Origin of the sequence: Sphingomonas panni (assembly GCF_022664435.1) — a bacterium.
GTDB lineage: Bacteria > Pseudomonadota > Alphaproteobacteria > Sphingomonadales > Sphingomonadaceae > Sphingomonas > Sphingomonas panni.
In genome coordinates, this window is record NZ_JAKREU010000006.1 from 44,273 (window position 1) to 61,936 (window position 17,664).

Genomic DNA, 17,664 nt, shown 5'->3' on the forward strand with positions numbered 1-17,664 from the left:
GCAATGTCGCGGTACGGAAGCCGACAAACGAAAATCTTTTGCCAATTTCACGTATGGGTTGCATGGTAAACGATACGCCCGGCCTTGCCGTGGCCGCAATTTGGGGCCATTTGGCGCCCTATGCCTTTTTCGACGTTACCCGAACCGCTCGCCGCGGCGCTTTCCGCGCGTGGTTATGAAGCCCCGACCGCCGTCCAGGCGGCCGTCCTGACGCCCGATGCCGAAGGGCGCGACCTGCTGGTGTCCGCCCAGACCGGTTCGGGCAAGACCGTCGCCTTCGGTCTCGCCATGGCGCGCGACCTGCTCGACGCCGAGGACAAGATGCCGCGCGCCGGCACGCCGCTGGCGCTCGCCATCGCGCCGACTCGCGAACTGGCGCTGCAGGTCGCGCGCGAATTGCTGTGGCTCTACGGCCCGACCGGCGCGCGCATCGTGTCGTGCGTCGGCGGCATGGATGCCGCGCGCGAACGCCGCAACCTCAGCCACGGTGCGCATATCGTCGTCGGCACGCCGGGCCGCCTGCGCGACCATCTGGAGCGTGGCGCGCTCGACCTGTCGGGGCTGAAGGTCGCGATCCTCGACGAAGCCGACGAGATGCTCGACATGGGCTTTCGCGAGGATCTCGAAGGGATTCTGGACGGCACCCCGGCCGAACGCCGCACGCTGCTGTTCTCGGCGACGCTCGCCAAGCCGATCGTGGCGCTCGCCAAGCGCTACCAGAAGGACGCGTTCCGCATCGACACGCGCGAAGCGGAGCGGGGCCATGGCGACATCAGCTATCAGGCGATGACCGTCGCGCCGAACGATATCGAGAATGCCGTCGTCAACCTGCTGCGCCTGCACGAGCCGGACACCGCGTTCCTGTTCTGCGCCACGCGCGAGGCGGTGCGCCACCTGCACGCCAATCTGGTCGAGCGCGGCTTCGACGCCGTCGCGCTGTCGGGTGAGCATTCGCAGTCGGAGCGCAACCATGCGCTGCAGGCGCTGCGCGACCGTCGTGCCCGCGTCTGCGTCGCGACCGACGTCGCGGCGCGCGGCATCGATCTGCCGTCGCTGAGCCTCGTCGTCCATGTCGAGCTGCCGCGTGATGCCGAAGCCCTCCAGCACCGTTCGGGCCGCACCGGCCGCGCGGGCAAGAAGGGCATCGCCGCGCTGATCGTGCCCTACCAGCGCCGTCGCCGGGTCGAGGGGCTGCTGCGCGATGCGAAGATCAACGCCGAGTGGATCGGCGTGCCGACGCCCGAGCAGATTCATGCGGCCGACCGCGAACGCCTGCTGGCGAAGCTGGCCGAGCCGGTCGAGTTCGACGAGGCCGATGTCGAACTGGGCGCGCGTCTGCTGACCGAGAAGACGCCGGAAGATATCGCCGCGCTGCTGGTCCGCGCCTATCGTGCCAAGCTGCCCGCGCCCGAGGAACTGTCGGCCGGCGGCGTGCCCGAACGGCGCGAGCGCCCGGAAGGGCCGCGTCCGGGGTTCGAGGATACGGTGTGGTTCCGCATGAATGTCGGTCGCCGTCACAATGCCGATCCGCGCTGGCTGCTACCGTTGCTGTGCCGCCGCGGTCACATCACCAAGGGCGAGATCGGCGCGATCCGCATCGCCAATGATGAATCGGCGTTCGAAATTCCCAAGACGATCGCGAGCAAGTTCATCGCATCGGTCAAGCGGACGGCGACGCCCGACGACGACCTGATGTTCGAGCAGATGGCGGGTCCGCCGGCCGCACCGCAGCGCCGGACCAACGGCGCGCCGCCGCGTCACGCCGCCAAGCCGTATCGTGGCGGGCGTCGGGGCTGATCGGGTTTTCACGCGAAGGCGCGAAGACGCGAAGGAGTAGCAATTAGTTTTCGCGCAGAGACGCCGAGGCGCAGAGAGACGGTGTTTGTGACGGCGGTTCGCCGCGCCAGCGGCGATTTCCGCTTTTTGCAGCTATTCTGAAAGGCTTCGCCGGAAGGTGGCGATCGCCTGAGTCGCGCCCTCTCCGCGTCTCTGCGCGAAAACTACCTTCTCTCTTCTTCTTCGCGTCTTCGCGCCTTCGCGTGAACCAATCCTTCTTTCGCCTCCAGCGCGCCCTCGCACCGTTGCGCCTTCACGCCAAAAGGCGTATGGCGCGCCGGTTCGACGAGTACAGACTCGCGAAGGCCGGGTGCTGACGCGCCCTTTCCGCATCGCCGGGGCAAGCCTTTCGTGACGACATGGTCGTGGAATGCCGCGTGTCGTATTCGGCGCGCGCGGCAATGCCGGTCAAAGACCGCCGGAGACAACCGGCCGGCCGGAAACAGATACGTTTAGGAACCAAGAGTTATATGGCCAGCATGGCAAATCCCACCCGTGACGATTTCGCGTCGATGCTCGACGACATGTTCGGTGCTTCGGAAAGCTTCGAAGGCCGCGTCGTCATCGGCACCGTCACCGGCATCGAGAACGACCTGGCGGTCATCGACGTCGGTCTGAAGTCGGAAGGCCGCGTGCCGCTGCGCGAATTCGCAGCACCGGGCCAGAAGGCGGACCTGAAGGTCGGCGACGAAGTCGAAGTCTATGTCGACCGCGTCGAGAATGCGAACGGCGAAGCGATGCTGAGCCGCGACCGCGCCCGCCGCGAAGCCGCGTGGGACAAGCTGGAAACCGAATTCGCCAAGACCGCGCGCGTCGAAGGCGTCATCTTCGGCCGCGTCAAGGGCGGCTTCACTGTCGACCTGTCGGGCGCCGTGGCGTTCCTGCCGGGTTCGCAGGTCGATATCCGTCCGGTGCGTGACGTCACCCCGCTGATGGACATTCCGCAGCCGTTCCAGATCCTGAAGATGGACCGCAAGCGCGGCAACATCGTCGTGTCGCGTCGCGCCGTGCTGGAAGAAACCCGCGCCGAGCAGCGTTCGGGCCTGATCCAGTCGCTGGCCGAAGGTCAGGTGATCGACGGCGTGGTCAAGAACATCACCGACTATGGTGCGTTCGTCGACCTGGGCGGCATCGACGGCCTGCTGCACGTCACCGACCTGTCGTACAAGCGCGTCGGGCATCCGTCGGAAGTGCTGAACATCGGCGACACCGTCCGCGTTCAGATCATCCGCATCAACCGCGACACGCAGCGCATCTCGCTCGGCATGAAGCAGCTTGAGAGCGATCCGTGGGATGGCGCCGGTGCCAAGTATCCGGTCGGCGCGAAGCTGTCGGGCCGCGTCACGAACATCACCGAATATGGTGCGTTCGTCGAACTGGAGCCGGGCATCGAAGGCCTTGTCCACGTTTCGGAAATGAGCTGGACCAAGAAGAACGTCCATCCGGGCAAGATCGTCAGCACTTCGCAGGAAGTCGACGTGATCGTCCTTGAGGTCGATCAGGACAAGCGCCGCATCTCGCTGGGTCTCAAGCAGGCACAGGCCAATCCGTGGGAGAAGTTCGCGGAAGATCACCCCGTCGGTTCGACCGTCGAGGGCGAAGTCAAGAACGCGACCGAATTCGGCCTGTTCATCGGTCTGGACGGCGACGTGGACGGCATGGTCCACATGTCGGACATCGCGTGGGGCATTTCGGGCGAAGACGCGCTCAACCTGCACCGCAAGGGCGAGACGGTTCAGGCCGTCGTGCTGGCGGTCGAGCCGGACAAGGAGCGCATCTCGCTCGGCATGAAGCAGCTGGAGCGTGGTGGTCCGGTCGCCGCGCAGGCGGGTGATCGCCTGAACAAGAACGCGATCGTGACCGTGACCGTGCTCGAAGTCCGCGATGCGGGCCTCGAAGTGCAGCAGGGCGACGATGGCGCGACCGGCTTCATCAAGCGCACCGACCTCGGCCGCGACCGCGACGAACAGCGTCCGGAGCGTTTCCAGGTCGGCCAGAAGTTCGACGCGATGGTCACCGGCTTCGATCGTTCGAAGAAGCCGACCTTCTCGATCAAGGCGATGCAGATCGCCGAAGAGAAGCAGGCGGTTGCGCAGTACGGTTCGTCCGACTCGGGCGCGTCGCTGGGCGACATTCTGGGCGAGGCGCTGAAGGCGCGCGGCGAACAGAAGTAAGTCTTACGCCGCCAGTCGGTGGAAACAGGGACGGGGTGCTCCGCAAGGAGTGCCCCGTTTTTGCGTTCATTCGAAAGGCGGATTGTCGCATGTGACAAACATAGGTTAGGGCAACGGTCCGTCCCGATCGCACCGTTCCGGGATATGGTTTTGATTTACCGGGGGGAAATGATGATCCGATCCGAACTGGTCCAGCAGGTGGCGCAGGATAATCCCGAACTGCCGCTGCGCGATGTCGAGCGGATCGTGGCGACCTTCTTCGATGCGATCACCGAACAGCTGCGCAGTGGCGGCCGTGTCGAACTGCGCGGCTTCGGCGCGTTTTCGACCCGCGCCCGCGATGCCCGCACCGGCCGCAACCCGCGCACCGGCGAAACGGTCGAGGTGGATGTGAAGCGCGTTCCGTATTTCAAGCCCGGCAAGGAAATGCGCGCCCGCCTGAACGTCTGAGCGCGTACCGCGTCGGGACGGATTTGCCCCCTTTCGCGCGCGCCGCCGGTGCCGCATGTCTCGGCCGGAACCGACAAAGGACCGGCCGATGACTGCCCGTTTACTGCTACCCCTCGCACTGGTGCTGTTGGCCGCGCCGCTCCCCGCGCAACAACGTGCCGCGCCGTTCGTGATCGAACAGACGGGCGAAGGTTTTGCCACGATCGATGCGGCGGTGACTGCGGTGCGCGACGGTACCGCCACCATCCTGATCGCGCCAGGCACCTATCGCGACTGCACGGTGCAGACCGGTGGCGACATTACCTATCGCGCCCGCACGCCCGGCACGGTGATCTTCGACGGTGGCGCGTGCGAGGAAAAGGCGACCTTCGTACTGCGCGGGCGACGCTCGACGGTGGATGGGATCGTGTTCCGCCGTATCCGCGTGCCGGACGGCAACGGTGCGGGCATTCGCACCGAGATCGGCGACCTGACGGTCACCAATTCGACCTTCCTCGACAGTCAGGAAGGGATATTGGGCGGCAACCCCGAAGGGCAGCAGCGCATCCGTATCGACCGTTCGACCTTCGCGGGTCTCGGCCAGTGCGACGAGACGACCGATTGTTCGCATTCGGTATATCTGGGCAATAACGGGTCGATCACCATCACCCGCTCGCGCTTCGAACGGGGCACCGGCGGTCATTATGTGAAAATCCGCGCGCCCAGGATCGAGATCACCGATTCCAGCTTCGACGACAGCCGTGGCAGCAAGACCAATTACATGATCGACCTGCCCGAGGGCGCGACCGGGCTGATCGCGCGCAATAGCTTCGTCCAGGGCAAGGCGAAGGAGAACTGGACCGGCTTCATCGTCGTTGGCGCGGAGAAGCATAGCTTCCCGGCCCGCGGGCTGCGGGTCGAGGACAATGACGCCCGGCTTGCCCCCGGGGTGGAGAAGAGCCCGGTGTTCGTTGCCGACTATACCGGCGATGGCGTCGCGGTCGGCGCGAACCGATTGGGACCGGGCGTGCGAAAGTTCGAGACGCGCTGATCGCTTTCCGCTTCGGTCGTGGCGCATCCCACGGTAACCATGCGTCCATGCATCATCGTTTCATCCTTGCACCGCTCATGGTCCTGCTCGTGACCTCTGCACCGGCGCAGTCGCTGCAACCCTCCGCGTCGAACGGGCCGTCCCGGTGGATCGACCGGCTCGATATCGCATCCCCGAGCGACGCCGCGCTACTCAACCGGCCCCTTGCTAAGGCGGATGCAGCCTTTGCGCTCGACCGGCTGGCGGCGGCGCGACAGCGCAAGATTGCGACGGACGATCGGCAAGCCATGGCGGCCCGCACGATCACGCTGGTCGACAAGACGCTGCGCTGGGAAAGCCGGACGTTCGGCAACGCGCCGTTCGGCAAGCGCAGCCTGTGGATATCGATGCATGGCGGGGGCAATGCCGCTCCGGCGGTCAACGACCAGCAGTGGCGCAACCAGATCAAGCTCTACGAACCGGCCGAGGGCATCTACCTCGCCCCGCGTGCGCCGACCGATACGTGGAACCTGTGGCACGAGGCGCATATCGATCCGCTGTTCCAGCGGCTGATTGACCTGCAGGTTGCGATCAACGGCGTCGATCCGAACCGCGTCTATCTGCTCGGCTATTCGGCGGGGGGCGATGGCGTGTGGCAGCTGGCACCGCGCATGGCGGACCGGTTCGCAGCGGCGGCGATGATGGCCGGCCATCCGAACGAAGCCGGCGTCGCGGGGCTGCGCAACCTGCCGTTCGCGATCTTCATGGGCGGAGCGGACGCCGCCTATGACCGCAATCGCATTGCGGCGGAACGGGGTGCCGAACTGGAAAAGCTCCACGCCGCCGATCCGGGCGGCTATGTATCGATGACGCGCATCTATCCGGGGCTGCCGCACTGGATGAACCGCAAGGATGCGGAAGGGCTGCCATGGATGGCGCGGTTCACCCGCAATCCGTGGCCGAAGCGCGTCGTCTGGGTCCAGGACGACGTGACCCATGACCGCTTCTACTGGTTGCAGATTCCCGATGGGAGCCAAGCCAAGGCCGGCGACCGGATCGATGCGCGGGTCGAGGGGCAGGCGATCGCCATCGATGGCGCGGTGCCCGCCGGACTGACGCTGCGTCTGTCCGACCGACTGGTCGATCTCGACCGGCCGGTGCGGGTGACGGTCAACGGCCGGCTGGCGTTTGCGGGCAAGGTTCCGCGCACTGCCGCCGCGATCGTCCGCTCGCTGGAGGAGCGGCTCGATCCGGCATCGGCGGCGACGGCGCTGTTGCGGCTGCCGTGAGTCGGCGCGTCTGTCGAGCGAGTTCTCGACAGACGCTTATCGACAAGCTCGAAGCTGCTCGAACCGAACGGCAGGCTCAGCGGCAGGTCGATCCCGTGCCCGGATTGAGGTCGAGGCAGCGGCCATCGATCTCGTTCTTCGGCACGTTCAGCCCGATGGTCGCGGCCAGCGTCGGCAGGATGTCGACCGTTTCCACGCCGAACGGCTCTTCGAAGCCGCCGGCACCCTTGCGCCAGAACAGGATCGGCACGCGCCGGTCATAGTCCCAGAAGCTGCCATGGGTCGCGACCGCACTGCCGACGACCGGGTGTGGCAGGGTCAGCACGCGAGGCTTCATCGCGACCAGCAGGTCACCCGAACGCGGCGGGTAATAGGAGGCACGCGCGCGCTCCAGCAGCGTCCAGGTTTCGGGCGGGGTGTTCGGCACCGTCGTCGCCATCACCTGCGCGCGGGTGAAGACCGCCTGCGTCTGCGGATGCGCGGCGAACATCGCGATCGCCTCCCGCTCCACCGCCGCCTTCTGCGCGGGCGTCAGCTTGATATCGTACCACACATCGCCGTTCACGCCGCCGAACAGTATCGGGCCGGCGATACCGAGCTTCTTTCCGATCGCCTGCCCTATGCCTTCGACGGTCAGTTCACCGTCCTGCCGCACCGCCTCCGGGATGGCATGTTCGGCATGGCGTTCGCTGGCGTCGCTGCCGCCATGATCGGCGGTCAGGACGACCTGGTAATCCACTCCGGTCGCGTCCAGCACTTTGAAGAACTCGCCGAGGCTCTGGTCGAGCGAGGTCAGCTGCAGGCACATTTCGCTGCCCTCGGTGCCATAGCCGTGGCCGACATAGTCGGTGGCCGACGCGCCGATCGAGATGATGTCGGTCTGCGGCCCCTGGCCCAGCTTCATGTCCTGAATCAGCCCGGCGGCGAGCGCGAGGACGGCGGCGTCATATTCGGGCGATCGGCGGAAATTGTTCACGTCACCCGCCTCGCGCGCGAAGCGGCCGGTGCCGATGGTCTTGCCGCCAACCGAAACCGCGCGGGCCAGCGGCTGGCAGAAGGTCGGGAGCGTCATCGGCGGCTGGGCGGTCGCGATCTGCTTGGCCACGGCAGCATTGGCGCGCGCGACGACCGGCGGCATCTTGCGCCCGGCATAGCTGACGAAGCCGTCCTTGCCGAACCACCAGAGTTCGTCGACCTTGTGCCCGCCCATCATCACGGCCGCACGGTCCTTGCCCGCGACCGAGACGACGCGGGTGCGCGGGTCTGCTGCCTTCATCCGCTCACCCAGCGTCGGCACCATCAGATGCGTGTCGGACACGGTATAGTCCTTGAAGGTCGAACCAGGCACCCGCTCGTCCTCCGCGCAATAGACCTTGTGATCGGGACGGTTGTTGTCGCGCTGGTCGATCCAGTCATTGGCGATGATACCGGTGCGCGACGGGCGCGATCCGGTCAGGATCGTGGAGTGGCCGGGGCAGGTTTCGGTCGCGGCATGGCTCTGATAACCCGAGGGGAACACCGCGCCCTGCATCATCCGCACGAAGCCGCTGGTAAAGCGCCCGCGATATTCGGCGAACAGGTCTGCCGAGAATTGATCGACCGAGATCGCGACGATCAGCTTGGGCGGCGTTGCCGGATAGGTCGGCGGCACCGGCACGTCGGTCGCGGCGGGGGCCGGCGCGGCAGTCTGCGCCAGGGCGGGGGCGGCAGTGCCGAGCAGCAGCGCGGCGAGGGTCAGGAAACGCATCGAAATACTCCGCGGACGGTGCATCCGTCTCGAAACTTCGCTACCCGGCGTACATGACACCGGCAAGAACGCTGTGGCGACTCATCCTCATCCTTTCGGCCTTCGTCGCCGCACTGCCGGCAATGGCGCAGGTGCCGGGGCAACGCCATGTCCAGATGCGGATCGTGGCGGAAAGCGACACGCCGGCTGCGGGTTCGCGGGTCGCACTGGCGCTGGTGTCGGTGCCCGATGCCGGCTGGCACGGCTATTGGAAGAATCCCGGCGCGGTCGGCACCCAGCCACGGCTCGACTGGACGCTGCCGACCGGGGCGCGGGTCGGCCCGTTGCGCTATCCGGTGCCCGAGCGGCTGAGCGTCGCCGGCATCATCAACTATGTCTATGAACGGCCCTGGACGATCCTGACCGATCTGGAACTGCCCACCGGGCTGGCGAAGGGCAGCGCGGTACCGGTCCGCCTCGCCATCGACTATCTGGTCTGCACCCGCGAAATCTGCGTGCCCGAAAAGGCCCAACTGGCGACGACGCTGACCATCGGCGACGGGACGATCACATCGCAGCGTCGCGTCGAGTTCGATGGCTGGCGGCGCGCGCTGCCGCGGCCGCTCGGATCGCCGGCGCTGTTTCAGGCGGGCGAGCCGATGCGGCTGCGCGTGCCGTTCCCGGCATCGCAGGCGATCGGCGATGCCTATTTCTTTCCCGAAACCGAAAATGCGGTCGATTATGATGCGCCACAGGTCGTCCGCCGCGACGGCGATGCGCTGGTGATCGAAACGAAGGCGAGCGGCAAACCGACGCTGATCGAAGGGGTGCTGGCAACGGGTAGGGGGCAAGGCTTTGCGATCCGCGCGACGCCCGGCGCGGTGGCGGCTGCCGCTGATCCGACACCGATCCGCGCCGCACTCATTGCCTTTGCCGGGGCGCTGTTGGGCGGGTTGCTGCTCAACATCATGCCCTGCGTCTTTCCGATCCTGAGCCTGAAGGCGCTGAGTCTTGCCCGGTCGGGGGAGTCGGCGGCCCATGCGCGGGCGGAAGGGGTGGCCTATACCGCCGGGGCGGTGGTCACCTGCATGGCGCTGGGTGGCATCTTGCTGGCGATCCGCGCGGCGGGCGTCGCGGCGGGGTGGGCGTTCCAGCTGACCGACCCGCGCGTGGTGCTTCTGTTGCTGGTGCTGACCGGGGCGATCGCGCTGAACCTCGCCGGGCTGTTCGAACTGCCGACGCCGCAGGTCGGTAACCGGAGCGGGCGGGGGGGAGCGTTCGCCACCGGCGCACTGGCGGCGTTCGTGGCGACGCCCTGCACCGGGCCGTTCATGGGCGCGGCGCTGGGATCGGCGCTGGTGCTACCGCCGGTCGCGGCGATGGCGGTGTTTGCCGGGCTGGGCCTTGGCCTCGCGCTGCCGTTCCTGCTGCTGGGCTTCGTACCCGCCTTGCGCCGGCGCCTGCCAAAGCCGGGCGCGTGGATGGATGTGTTCCGCAAGGGCCTGTCGGTGCCGATGTTCCTGACCGCGCTGGCGCTGGCATGGATATTGGGGCGGCAGGCCGGTGTCGACGGCATGGCGCTGGGACTGGGGGCGCTACTGCTCGCCGGGCTGGGCTTGTGGTGGACCGGGCGTCGACAACTGTGCGGACGCGACCGGGCATGGTGGCCGGGCATCGTCGCGCTGGTGCTGGCGGTGGCGAGCGCCGCGCTGGTGCAGCGCGCGCCGCCCGCCGGGGCCGCCGCGACCGGTATCGCCGGGGCCGAACCGTTCAGCGAAGCGCGGCTGGCAGCACTGCGTGCCGAGGGCAAGCCGGTCTTCGCCTATTTCACCGCCGACTGGTGCCTGACCTGCAAGGTCAACGAACGCGCCGCGATCGAGACGCAGGCGGTGGCCGATGCCTTTGGAAAGGGCGGGGTGAAGGTGCTGGTCGGCGACTGGACCGACGGCGACCCGGTGCTGGGGCGGTTCATCGAGGCGCATAACCGCGCCGGGGTGCCGCTCTATCTATTCTACGCGCCGGGTGAAAACGACGCGCGCGTGCTGCCGCAGGTGCTGACTCCGGCAACCCTGACCGAATTGGTGCCCAGCCGTACATAGCGGCTTGCCAGTCCCGCTTTTGCAGCGCAGCATGTGGAGCGTTAACCGACTTGCGGCGTTGGGGGCTGGATGGGGCGAGCGTTCGACGAAATCTGGGGACAGGGCGGGCCGGATCATCCGCGCACCGACCTTGCGGCACTGGCACGGTGGATGGGCGAGGTGCCTTCCCATGAGTTGAAGCGCCGCCTGCAGTCTGCCGAAGCGACCTTTCGCCAGCTGGGCATCACCTTCGCCGTCTATGGCGACAGCGAGGCGGCGGAGCGGATCATTCCGTTCGATATCGTGCCCCGCGTGTTCATGGCCGACGAATGGGACCGGCTGTCGAAAGGGCTGATCCAGCGGACGCAGGCGATCAACGCATTCCTCGACGATATCTATGGCGAACGCCGCATCCTGAAGGCCGGGGTGCTGCCGCCCGACCTGATCTTCGGCAACAGCCAGTTCCGCCCGGAAATTGCGGGTATCCGCCCGCCGCACGGCGTCTGGGCGCATATCTGCGGCATCGATCTGGTGCGGACCGGGCCGGATGAATTCTTCGTGCTGGAGGATAACGCGCGCACGCCGTCGGGCGTGTCGTACATGCTGGAAAATCGCGAGGCGATGATCCGGCTGTGCCCCGAACTGTTCCGCAAGTTCCGCGTGGCGGCGGTCGACAGCTATCCCGACCGCCTGCTGGAGACGATGCGGTCGGTCGCACCGCCGGGTGCGGGGGCGCATCCGACCTGTGTCGTGCTGACGCCGGGGCATTTCAATTCGGCCTATTACGAACACAGCTTCCTGGCCGATTCGATGGGCATCGAACTGGTCGAGCCGGCCGACCTGCTGGTCGACGACGATGTGGTATGGATGCAGACCATTGCCGGCCGGGTGCGGGTGGACGTCATCTATCGCCGGATCGACGACGACTTCATCGATCCGGTGGTATTCCGCCCCGACTCGCTCCTTGGCGTGCCCGGCCTGATCGGGGCGTATCGCGCCGGCAATGTCGCGTTGGTCAATGCGCCGGGCAACGGCATTGCCGATGACAAGGCGATCTACAGCTACATGCCGGAAATCGTCCGCTTCTATGCGGAGAGCGAACCGCTGCTGCCCAATGTCGAGACATGGCGCTGCCGCGAGCCACAGGCGCTCCAATACGTCCTCGACCATCTGGACGAGGTGGTGGTGAAGCTGGTCGACGGGTCGGGCGGATACGGGATGCTGGTCGGGCCGACCGCATCGAAAGCGGAGATCGAGGAGTTTCGCCGCGCGCTGATCGCCGAACCGCAGCGCTATATCGCGCAGCCGACGGTGGCACTGTCGACCGTCCCGACGCTGACCGAGGCGGGGCTGGCCCCGCGCCATGTCGATTTCCGTCCGTTCGTGCTGACCGGTGCGGAAACGGTGCAGGTGGTGCCCGGCGGGCTGACCCGGGTCGCGCTGAAGGAAGGATCGCTGGTCGTCAATTCCAGCCAGGGGGGCGGGACCAAGGACAGTTTTGTGTTGCTGGACGACGGGCCGGTCCAGTCGCAATCGATGGGCGGCATGACCCAGTCGCAGGGAGGGCGCTGACATGGCGATGCTTTCCCGAACCGCCGCCTCGCTCTATTGGCTGGGGCGCTATGTCGAGCGCGCCGACTTCCTCGCGCGATTGGTCGAGGCGACCGTACGGCTCGATGCGCTGTCGTCGCGCCCTGCCGGCGATGCCGCCTGGGCCAGTGCGCTGGCAGTCAGCTATACCGAGGACAGCTTCGCCGCGACGGGGCAAAGCGTCGGACAGGGATCGGTCGCGCGTTTCCTGACCTGCGACCGCAGCCATGCCGGGTCTATCCTGTGGTGCCTCGACGCCGCGCGCAACAATGCGAAGGCGGTGCGCACCGCACTGACCCGCGACGCATGGACCGCGATCAACCGTGCCTGGATCGTCTTCAACACGCCGCGCGGCGAGGAGGGCGAGGACATTCTGAACCTGGTCGAGGCGATCAAGGCCGAGGCGCGAGGGTTCGAAGGCGCGGTCCAGCGCATGATGAAGAACGAGGCGACGTGGTTCGTCCAGCTGGGGGCCGCGATCGAACGCGCCGACAACACCGCTCGGCTGATCGACGTCAAATATCATCTGTTGCTGCCCAAGGGCGAGCGAATCGGCGGCGCGATCGACCGCGACCAATGGACGACGATCCTGCAGACGGTATCGGCCGTCACCGCCTATCGCTGGCTGTATAGCGAGGGGTTGAAGCCCGCCAATGTCATCGAACTGCTGTTGTCGCGGGGGGAAGTACCGCGCAGCCTGGCGGCCTGTGTCGACGAGACCGTCGAAATGCTCAACCTGCTCGGCAAGCGTACCGGCTTTCAGGGCGAGGCCGACCGCATGGCGCGCGCGCGGCTGGCACGGATGCAGAAGACACGGGCGCATGAGGTGATCGTCAGCGGTCTGCACGAGTATCTGACCGCCTTCATCCGGGAGAATGCGATGCTCGACGCCGCCGTCGCCCGCCAGTTCCGCTTCATCTGATGCGGCTGTCGGTCCATCACGAAACCCGCTACCGCTTTACCGAGCCGCAGGCGCGGATCGTCCAGCTGCTGCGACTGTTCCCTGGCGACACCAGTCATCAGACGGTGGTGAACTGGCGCATCGACGTCGATTGCGACGCGCGGCTGCGCGAGGGGTTCGACGGGTACGGCAACATCACCCGGATGCTCTATGCGGAGGGGCCGGTCGAGACGCTGGTGCTGACGGTCTCGGGTGAGGCGTTGCTGACCGACCATGACGGCCCGATCGAGGGGACGGATGAGCCATTTCCGCCCGAGCTGTTCCGGCGCGTGACGCCGCTGACCCGCGCCGATGCGCTGATCGAGGCGCTGGGGCAGGGCGACGACCTTGCCGCGATGACCGCGCTGGCCGCGGCGATCCATGCACGCTGGCCGCTCGACCGGCGGCCTTCGCCCGTGATACGCTCTGCGATCGAAGCGGTCGGCGATACACGGCTGGGACCGCGCGACATGGCGCAGATCTTCATCGCAGCGGCGCGGGCGCGCGGCGTGCCGGCGCGCTATGTGTCGGGATATAGTCTGGCGGGCGACGACGAACGGCGCACGGCGGCACCCCATGCCTGGGCAGAGGCCTATGTCGCTGGTGGCTGGTATGCGTTCGATCCGGCGGCGGGCGGTCGGTCGGGACTGGACCATATCCGCGTGGCGGTCGCGCTGGACGCGGCGGGTGCCGCGCCGATCGCCGGGGTCAGGATGGGCGCGGGTGACGAGGAACTGGACGTCGACGTCCGGGTCGGTAGCGAAACGGAATAAGCGCCTCCCCGGCACGGGGAGGGGGACCAGCCGAAGGCTGGTGGAGGGGGCGCCCCGCAAGCGGAACGCTCTGGGCACCCGCCCCCACCACCGCTTTGCGGCGGTCCCCCTCCCCGTGCCGGGGAGGAGTCGAACTCAACCTTCGTGGCTGCCGTAGTTCTTCAATTCGTCGCCGACGATCTGCACGACGTGCAGCACGTTGGTCGATCCCGGCGTCCCGAACGGCACACCGGCGCACACGACCACGCGGTCACCCGCGCCGGCCATGTTGTGGCGCAGGACCATGCGCTTGGCCTTGGCCACCATTTCCTCGAACGATTCGACGTCGCGGGTATGGACGGCATGGACGCCCCACAGCAGGCCGAGGCGGCGGGCGGTATCGATCTGCGGCGTCAGCACCATGATCGGCACTGCGGGACGTTCGCGCGCGATGCGCCGCGCGGTCGAGCCGGACTTGGTGAAGCACAGGATCGCCTTCGCATCGACCGTGGCGGCGATGTTCTTCGCGGCTTCAGCCAGCGCGTCGGCGGTGGTCGGGTCGGGACGCAGCACGGTGAAGTGGACGCGGTCGCCATGCGCCGGGTCGCGTTCGACGGCGTGCGAGATGTCGTTCATCATCGCCACCGATTCGACCGGCCAGCTGCCCGCCGCGCTTTCCGCCGACAACATGATCGCGTCCGCCCCGTCATAGACGGCGGTCGCCACGTCCGACACTTCGGCGCGGGTCGGCGAGGGCGAGGTAATCATCGATTCGAGCATCTGCGTCGCGACGACGACCGGGCGGCCGAGGCGGCGGGCGGTCTCGACGATGCGCTTCTGCAGCGGCGGTACCGACTGGGGCGGCAGTTCGACGCCCAGGTCACCACGCGCGACCATCACGCCATCGCACTGTTCGACGATCTCCTCCAGCCGCGCGACGGCGGAGGGCTTCTCGATCTTGGCGAGCAGTGCGGCGCGGCCCTGGATCAGCTTGCGCGCCTCGGCCAGATCCTCCGGGCGCTGCACGAACGACAGCGCGATCCAGTCGACGCCCTGATCGACCGCGAAGTGCAGGTCGGAAATATCCTTGGGCGTCAGCGCCGCCATCGGCAGCACGACGTCGGGGACGTTCAGCCCCTTGGAGTTCGACAGCGCGCCGCCGACCACGACCTCGGTCACGATCTTGTCGTCGTCATGGTCGAGGACGCGGAGCACCAGCTTGCCGTCGTCCAGCAGCAGGCGCGCATCGCGAGCGATCGCGGCGAAGATTTCGGGATGCGGCAACTGGACGCGATTCGCGTCGCCCGGTTCATCCGACCGGTCGAGCGTGAAGCGCTGTCCGGCTTCGAGCATCACGCGCCCTTCGGCGAAGCGGCCGACGCGCAGCTTCGGCCCCTGAAGGTCGGCGAGGATGGTGGTCGGACGGCCGAACTGCTTTTCCAGTCCGCGAATCGCCTGGATAACGGCGACCTTGGACTGCTGGTCGCCATGGCTCATATTGACGCGGAACGCGTCGGCGCCGGCTTCGAACAGCTTCGCGATCATTTCGGGCGTGTTGCTGGCGGGGCCGAGCGTGGCGAGGACGCGAACCTTGCGCGAACGGGGGCTGATGGCCTTGGTCATGAAAGTCTCCGGGCTTTGCGCGCCTGCCTCTAAGGCTTATTCGTAAAGGTTCAACCTTGGAGCGGAAACTCATGTCATCAATCGATTCCATCAGCGACGCGGCACAGGCCGCCGCGTTCCGCCGGCTGGTCCGCCACCTCCAGCATCGCACCGACGCGCAGAATGTCGACCTGATGGGACTGGCCGGTTTCTGCCGCAACTGCCTGGGCGACTGGCTGGGCGAGGCCGCCGGCGTGTCCAAGGACGAGGGGCGCGAGGCGGTGTACGGCATGCCCTACGCCCAGTGGAAGGCGACGCACCAGCAGCCCGCGACCCCCGAACAGATCGCCCGCATGGACGAGAGCGTGGCGAAGAACCGGACCGATGCCGCGCTGGACGAGGCATTGGACGACAGCTTTCCGGCGAGCGACCCGCCGGCGATGACCGAACCCCGTTGATCGGTTGAGGCGGGCGCGCGGATCGGCTAGGCGCGCCCGTTCACGAATTCTCGACCATCGTTAAGGGAACCCCATGACCGACAACGTCTCGGCGGAACAGCTCCGCCTGCTCATCGAACGCATTGAGCGCCTCGAAGAGGAAAAGAAGGGCATCAGCGACGATATCAAGGACGTCTATGGCGAAGCCAAGTCGACCGGGTTCGACGTGAAGACGATGCGCACGATCATCCGCCTGCGCCGCATGGAAAAGCATCACCGCGACGAAGCGGACATGCTGCTCGAAACCTACAAGCAGGCGCTCGGCATCTAAGACCGCATAAGGGGGCAGGGACATGGCCAGCGTCTTCCACTTCGCGACGCGCCTGCTGAAAGGGCATGGCGACCCGCAGGGGGAGGAAGAGGCGCATGTCCTTTCCGCGATCGAACGCGGCACCCCGGTCACTCGCGATGCCGCCGACGAATCGGATGCGCGGTCGACCTTCGGCGACCGGCTGGCGGACCGGGTCGCGGCGGTCGGCGGGTCGTGGGGGTTCATCATCGCCTTTACGGCGGTGCTGCTGGGATGGATGCTGCTCAATTCCGACGTGCTGTCGCATTTCGGGCTGGCGTTCGATCCTTACCCCTACATCTTTCTCAACCTGATGCTGTCGACGCTGGCCGCGATCCAGGCGCCGGTCATCATGATGAGCCAGAACCGGCAGTCGGAAAAGGACCGGCTGGCCGCGCGGCTGGACTATGAAACCAATTTGCGCGCAGAGATCGACATCCTCGCGCTGCACGCCAAGCTCGACACCGATGTGATCGACCGGCTCGCGGCGCTGGAGGCGAAGATCGACGCGCTGGCGCGAACCGCGCCCACCGCCTAAGAGCGGGCAGTAACCTGAAGAGGCACCGATGGCAGGCCATAGCAAATTCAAGAACATCATGCACCGCAAGGGTGCGCAGGATAAGAAGCGGTCGGGCATGTTTTCCAAGCTCAGCCGTGAAATCACCGTCGCGGCGAAGATGGGCCTGCCCGATCCCGACATGAACCCGCGCCTGCGCGCGGCGATCAACGCCGCCAAGGCGCAGTCGATGCCCAAGGACAATATTCAGCGCGCGGTCGACAAGGCGTCGAAGGGCGACATGGAGAATTACGAGGAAATCCGTTACGAAGGCTTCGGCCCGGCAGGGGTTTCGCTCATCATCGAGGCACTGTCCGACAACCGCAATCGCACCGCGACCAACGTGCGCACCGCCGTGTCGAAGAATGGTGGCAATCTCGGTACCGCCGGGTCCGTCAGCCACGGGTTCGATCGCGTTGGCCTCATCAACTATCCGGCCAAGGCGGGCGATGCCGAAAAGGTGTTCGAGGCGGCGCTGGAAGCTGGCGCCGAGGACGTGACGTCGAGCGAGGACGGTCACGAAATCTGGACCGCGCAAGGCGACCTGCATGAAGTCGCCAAGGCGCTGGAGCCGGTGCTGGGCGAGGCGGAAGGCGCCAAGCTCGCCTGGCGGCCGCAGACGATGGTGTCGGTCGGCGAAGACGATGCCGCGACGTTGTTCAAACTGCTCGACGCACTCGACGATGACGACGACGTCCAGACCGTCTGGGGCAACTACGAAGTGTCCGACGAGGTCATGGAGAAGCTGGGTTGAGATTAAATCCTCCCCAAGCTCGCTTGGGGAGGGGGACCAGCCGCAGGCTGGTGGAGGGGCCCGACGCGCCAGCGTCGGCTGCGCCGCCGCCCCCTCCACCACGCTTCGCGTGGTCCCCCTCC

15 protein-coding genes are annotated in these 17,664 nt (G+C 66.8%); 13 read left to right on the forward strand and 2 right to left on the reverse strand.

Going from position 1 to position 17,664, the window contains the following annotated elements; all coding sequences use genetic code 11:
• Positions 1 to 120 precede the first annotated feature (120 nt).
• From MF609_RS12440 to MF609_RS12460, 5 genes are all read left to right on the forward strand, one after another.
• On the forward strand, positions 121 to 1,797 hold the full coding sequence (locus MF609_RS12440; protein ID WP_242416638.1) for a DEAD/DEAH box helicase: 1,677 nt from the start codon (positions 121 to 123) through the stop codon (positions 1,795 to 1,797).
• Between the two features lie 509 nt (positions 1,798 to 2,306).
• On the forward strand, positions 2,307 to 4,010 hold the full coding sequence (gene rpsA / locus MF609_RS12445; RefSeq protein ID WP_066689665.1) for a 30S ribosomal protein S1: 1,704 nt from the start codon (positions 2,307 to 2,309) through the stop codon (positions 4,008 to 4,010).
• Between the two features lie 171 nt (positions 4,011 to 4,181).
• Entirely contained in the window at positions 4,182 to 4,460 is a 279-nt protein-coding gene (locus MF609_RS12450) for an integration host factor subunit beta (RefSeq protein ID WP_242416847.1), read from the forward strand.
• Between the two features lie 88 nt (positions 4,461 to 4,548).
• A complete protein-coding gene (locus tag MF609_RS12455; protein ID WP_242416639.1) occupies positions 4,549 to 5,490 on the forward strand; it encodes a polysaccharide lyase domain-containing protein in 942 nt (313 codons plus the stop codon).
• A gap of 77 nt (positions 5,491 to 5,567) precedes the next feature.
• Positions 5,568 to 6,758, forward strand: a complete 1,191-nt coding sequence (locus MF609_RS12460) for an alpha/beta hydrolase family protein (RefSeq protein ID WP_242416640.1) — start codon at positions 5,568 to 5,570, stop codon at positions 6,756 to 6,758.
• Positions 6,759 to 6,834: 76 nt separating this feature from the next.
• Here MF609_RS12460 and MF609_RS12465 read toward each other — a convergent pair whose 3' ends face one another.
• Complete coding sequence (locus tag MF609_RS12465) at positions 6,835 to 8,505, reverse strand: alkaline phosphatase family protein (RefSeq protein ID WP_242416641.1); 1,671 nt, start codon at positions 8,503 to 8,505, stop codon at positions 6,835 to 6,837.
• A 53-nt stretch (positions 8,506 to 8,558) separates the two neighbouring features.
• On the opposite strand from MF609_RS12465, the gene MF609_RS12470 reads away from it, so the two are divergent.
• The 4 genes from MF609_RS12470 (at position 8,559) to MF609_RS12485 (ending at position 13,865) form a co-directional block, all read left to right on the forward strand.
• Positions 8,559 to 10,583, forward strand: coding sequence for a protein-disulfide reductase DsbD family protein (locus MF609_RS12470; RefSeq protein ID WP_242416642.1), 2,025 nt, complete (start codon positions 8,559 to 8,561; stop codon positions 10,581 to 10,583).
• 69 nt (positions 10,584 to 10,652) lie between these two features.
• Positions 10,653 to 12,134 (forward strand): circularly permuted type 2 ATP-grasp protein, encoded by a 1,482-nt coding sequence (locus MF609_RS12475; protein ID WP_242416643.1) that lies wholly within the window; start codon positions 10,653 to 10,655, stop codon positions 12,132 to 12,134.
• Between the two features lie 7 nt (positions 12,135 to 12,141).
• On the forward strand, positions 12,142 to 13,074 hold the full coding sequence (locus MF609_RS12480; protein WP_242416848.1) for an alpha-E domain-containing protein: 933 nt from the start codon (positions 12,142 to 12,144) through the stop codon (positions 13,072 to 13,074).
• Positions 13,074 to 13,865 carry a transglutaminase family protein gene (locus MF609_RS12485; protein WP_242416644.1) on the forward strand — a complete coding sequence of 264 codons (792 nt, stop codon included), beginning with the start codon at positions 13,074 to 13,076 and terminating at the stop codon, positions 13,863 to 13,865. Before MF609_RS12480 ends, MF609_RS12485 begins: the two co-directional genes overlap by 1 nt.
• 135 nt (positions 13,866 to 14,000) lie before the next feature.
• Here the strand turns inward: MF609_RS12485 and pyk are convergent, their stop codons facing one another.
• A complete protein-coding gene (gene pyk / locus MF609_RS12490) occupies positions 14,001 to 15,467 on the reverse strand; it encodes a pyruvate kinase (protein ID WP_242416645.1) in 1,467 nt (488 codons plus the stop codon).
• A gap of 71 nt (positions 15,468 to 15,538) precedes the next feature.
• On the opposite strand from pyk, the gene MF609_RS12495 reads away from it, so the two are divergent.
• The 4 genes from MF609_RS12495 to MF609_RS12510 all read left to right on the forward strand — a co-directional run bounded on the left by MF609_RS12495 (position 15,539) and on the right by MF609_RS12510 (position 17,542).
• Complete coding sequence (locus tag MF609_RS12495; protein ID WP_242416646.1) at positions 15,539 to 15,904, forward strand: DUF1244 domain-containing protein; 366 nt, start codon at positions 15,539 to 15,541, stop codon at positions 15,902 to 15,904.
• 73 nt (positions 15,905 to 15,977) lie between these two features.
• Entirely contained in the window at positions 15,978 to 16,214 is a 237-nt protein-coding gene (locus MF609_RS12500; RefSeq protein ID WP_066689655.1) for a DUF2312 domain-containing protein, read from the forward strand.
• Positions 16,215 to 16,236: 22 nt separating this feature from the next.
• Positions 16,237 to 16,770, forward strand: a complete 534-nt coding sequence (locus tag MF609_RS12505; RefSeq protein WP_242416647.1) for a DUF1003 domain-containing protein — start codon at positions 16,237 to 16,239, stop codon at positions 16,768 to 16,770.
• A gap of 28 nt (positions 16,771 to 16,798) precedes the next feature.
• A complete protein-coding gene (locus MF609_RS12510; RefSeq protein ID WP_055763231.1) occupies positions 16,799 to 17,542 on the forward strand; it encodes a YebC/PmpR family DNA-binding transcriptional regulator in 744 nt (247 codons plus the stop codon).
• Positions 17,543 to 17,664 lie beyond the last annotated feature (122 nt).

Excerpts from the sequence above, each read along its gene's own strand:
- MF609_RS12440 (WP_242416638.1), top strand. The coding sequence starts at position 121 with ATGCCTTTTTCGACGTTACCCGAACCGCTCGCCGCGGCGCTTTCCGCG.
- rpsA (WP_066689665.1), top strand. The coding sequence starts at position 2,307 with ATGGCCAGCATGGCAAATCCCACCCGTGACGATTTCGCGTCGATGCTC.
- MF609_RS12450 (WP_242416847.1), top strand. The coding sequence starts at position 4,182 with ATGATCCGATCCGAACTGGTCCAGCAGGTGGCGCAGGATAATCCCGAA.
- MF609_RS12455 (WP_242416639.1), top strand. The coding sequence starts at position 4,549 with ATGACTGCCCGTTTACTGCTACCCCTCGCACTGGTGCTGTTGGCCGCG.
- MF609_RS12460 (WP_242416640.1), top strand. The coding sequence starts at position 5,568 with ATGGTCCTGCTCGTGACCTCTGCACCGGCGCAGTCGCTGCAACCCTCC.
- MF609_RS12465 (WP_242416641.1), bottom strand. The coding sequence starts at position 8,505 with ATGCGTTTCCTGACCCTCGCCGCGCTGCTGCTCGGCACTGCCGCCCCC.
- MF609_RS12470 (WP_242416642.1), top strand. The coding sequence starts at position 8,559 with ATGACACCGGCAAGAACGCTGTGGCGACTCATCCTCATCCTTTCGGCC.
- MF609_RS12475 (WP_242416643.1), top strand. The coding sequence starts at position 10,653 with ATGGGGCGAGCGTTCGACGAAATCTGGGGACAGGGCGGGCCGGATCAT.
- MF609_RS12480 (WP_242416848.1), top strand. The coding sequence starts at position 12,142 with ATGCTTTCCCGAACCGCCGCCTCGCTCTATTGGCTGGGGCGCTATGTC.
- MF609_RS12485 (WP_242416644.1), top strand. The coding sequence starts at position 13,074 with ATGCGGCTGTCGGTCCATCACGAAACCCGCTACCGCTTTACCGAGCCG.
- pyk (WP_242416645.1), bottom strand. The coding sequence starts at position 15,467 with ATGACCAAGGCCATCAGCCCCCGTTCGCGCAAGGTTCGCGTCCTCGCC.
- MF609_RS12495 (WP_242416646.1), top strand. The coding sequence starts at position 15,539 with ATGTCATCAATCGATTCCATCAGCGACGCGGCACAGGCCGCCGCGTTC.
- MF609_RS12500 (WP_066689655.1), top strand. The coding sequence starts at position 15,978 with ATGACCGACAACGTCTCGGCGGAACAGCTCCGCCTGCTCATCGAACGC.
- MF609_RS12505 (WP_242416647.1), top strand. The coding sequence starts at position 16,237 with ATGGCCAGCGTCTTCCACTTCGCGACGCGCCTGCTGAAAGGGCATGGC.
- MF609_RS12510 (WP_055763231.1), top strand. The coding sequence starts at position 16,799 with ATGGCAGGCCATAGCAAATTCAAGAACATCATGCACCGCAAGGGTGCG.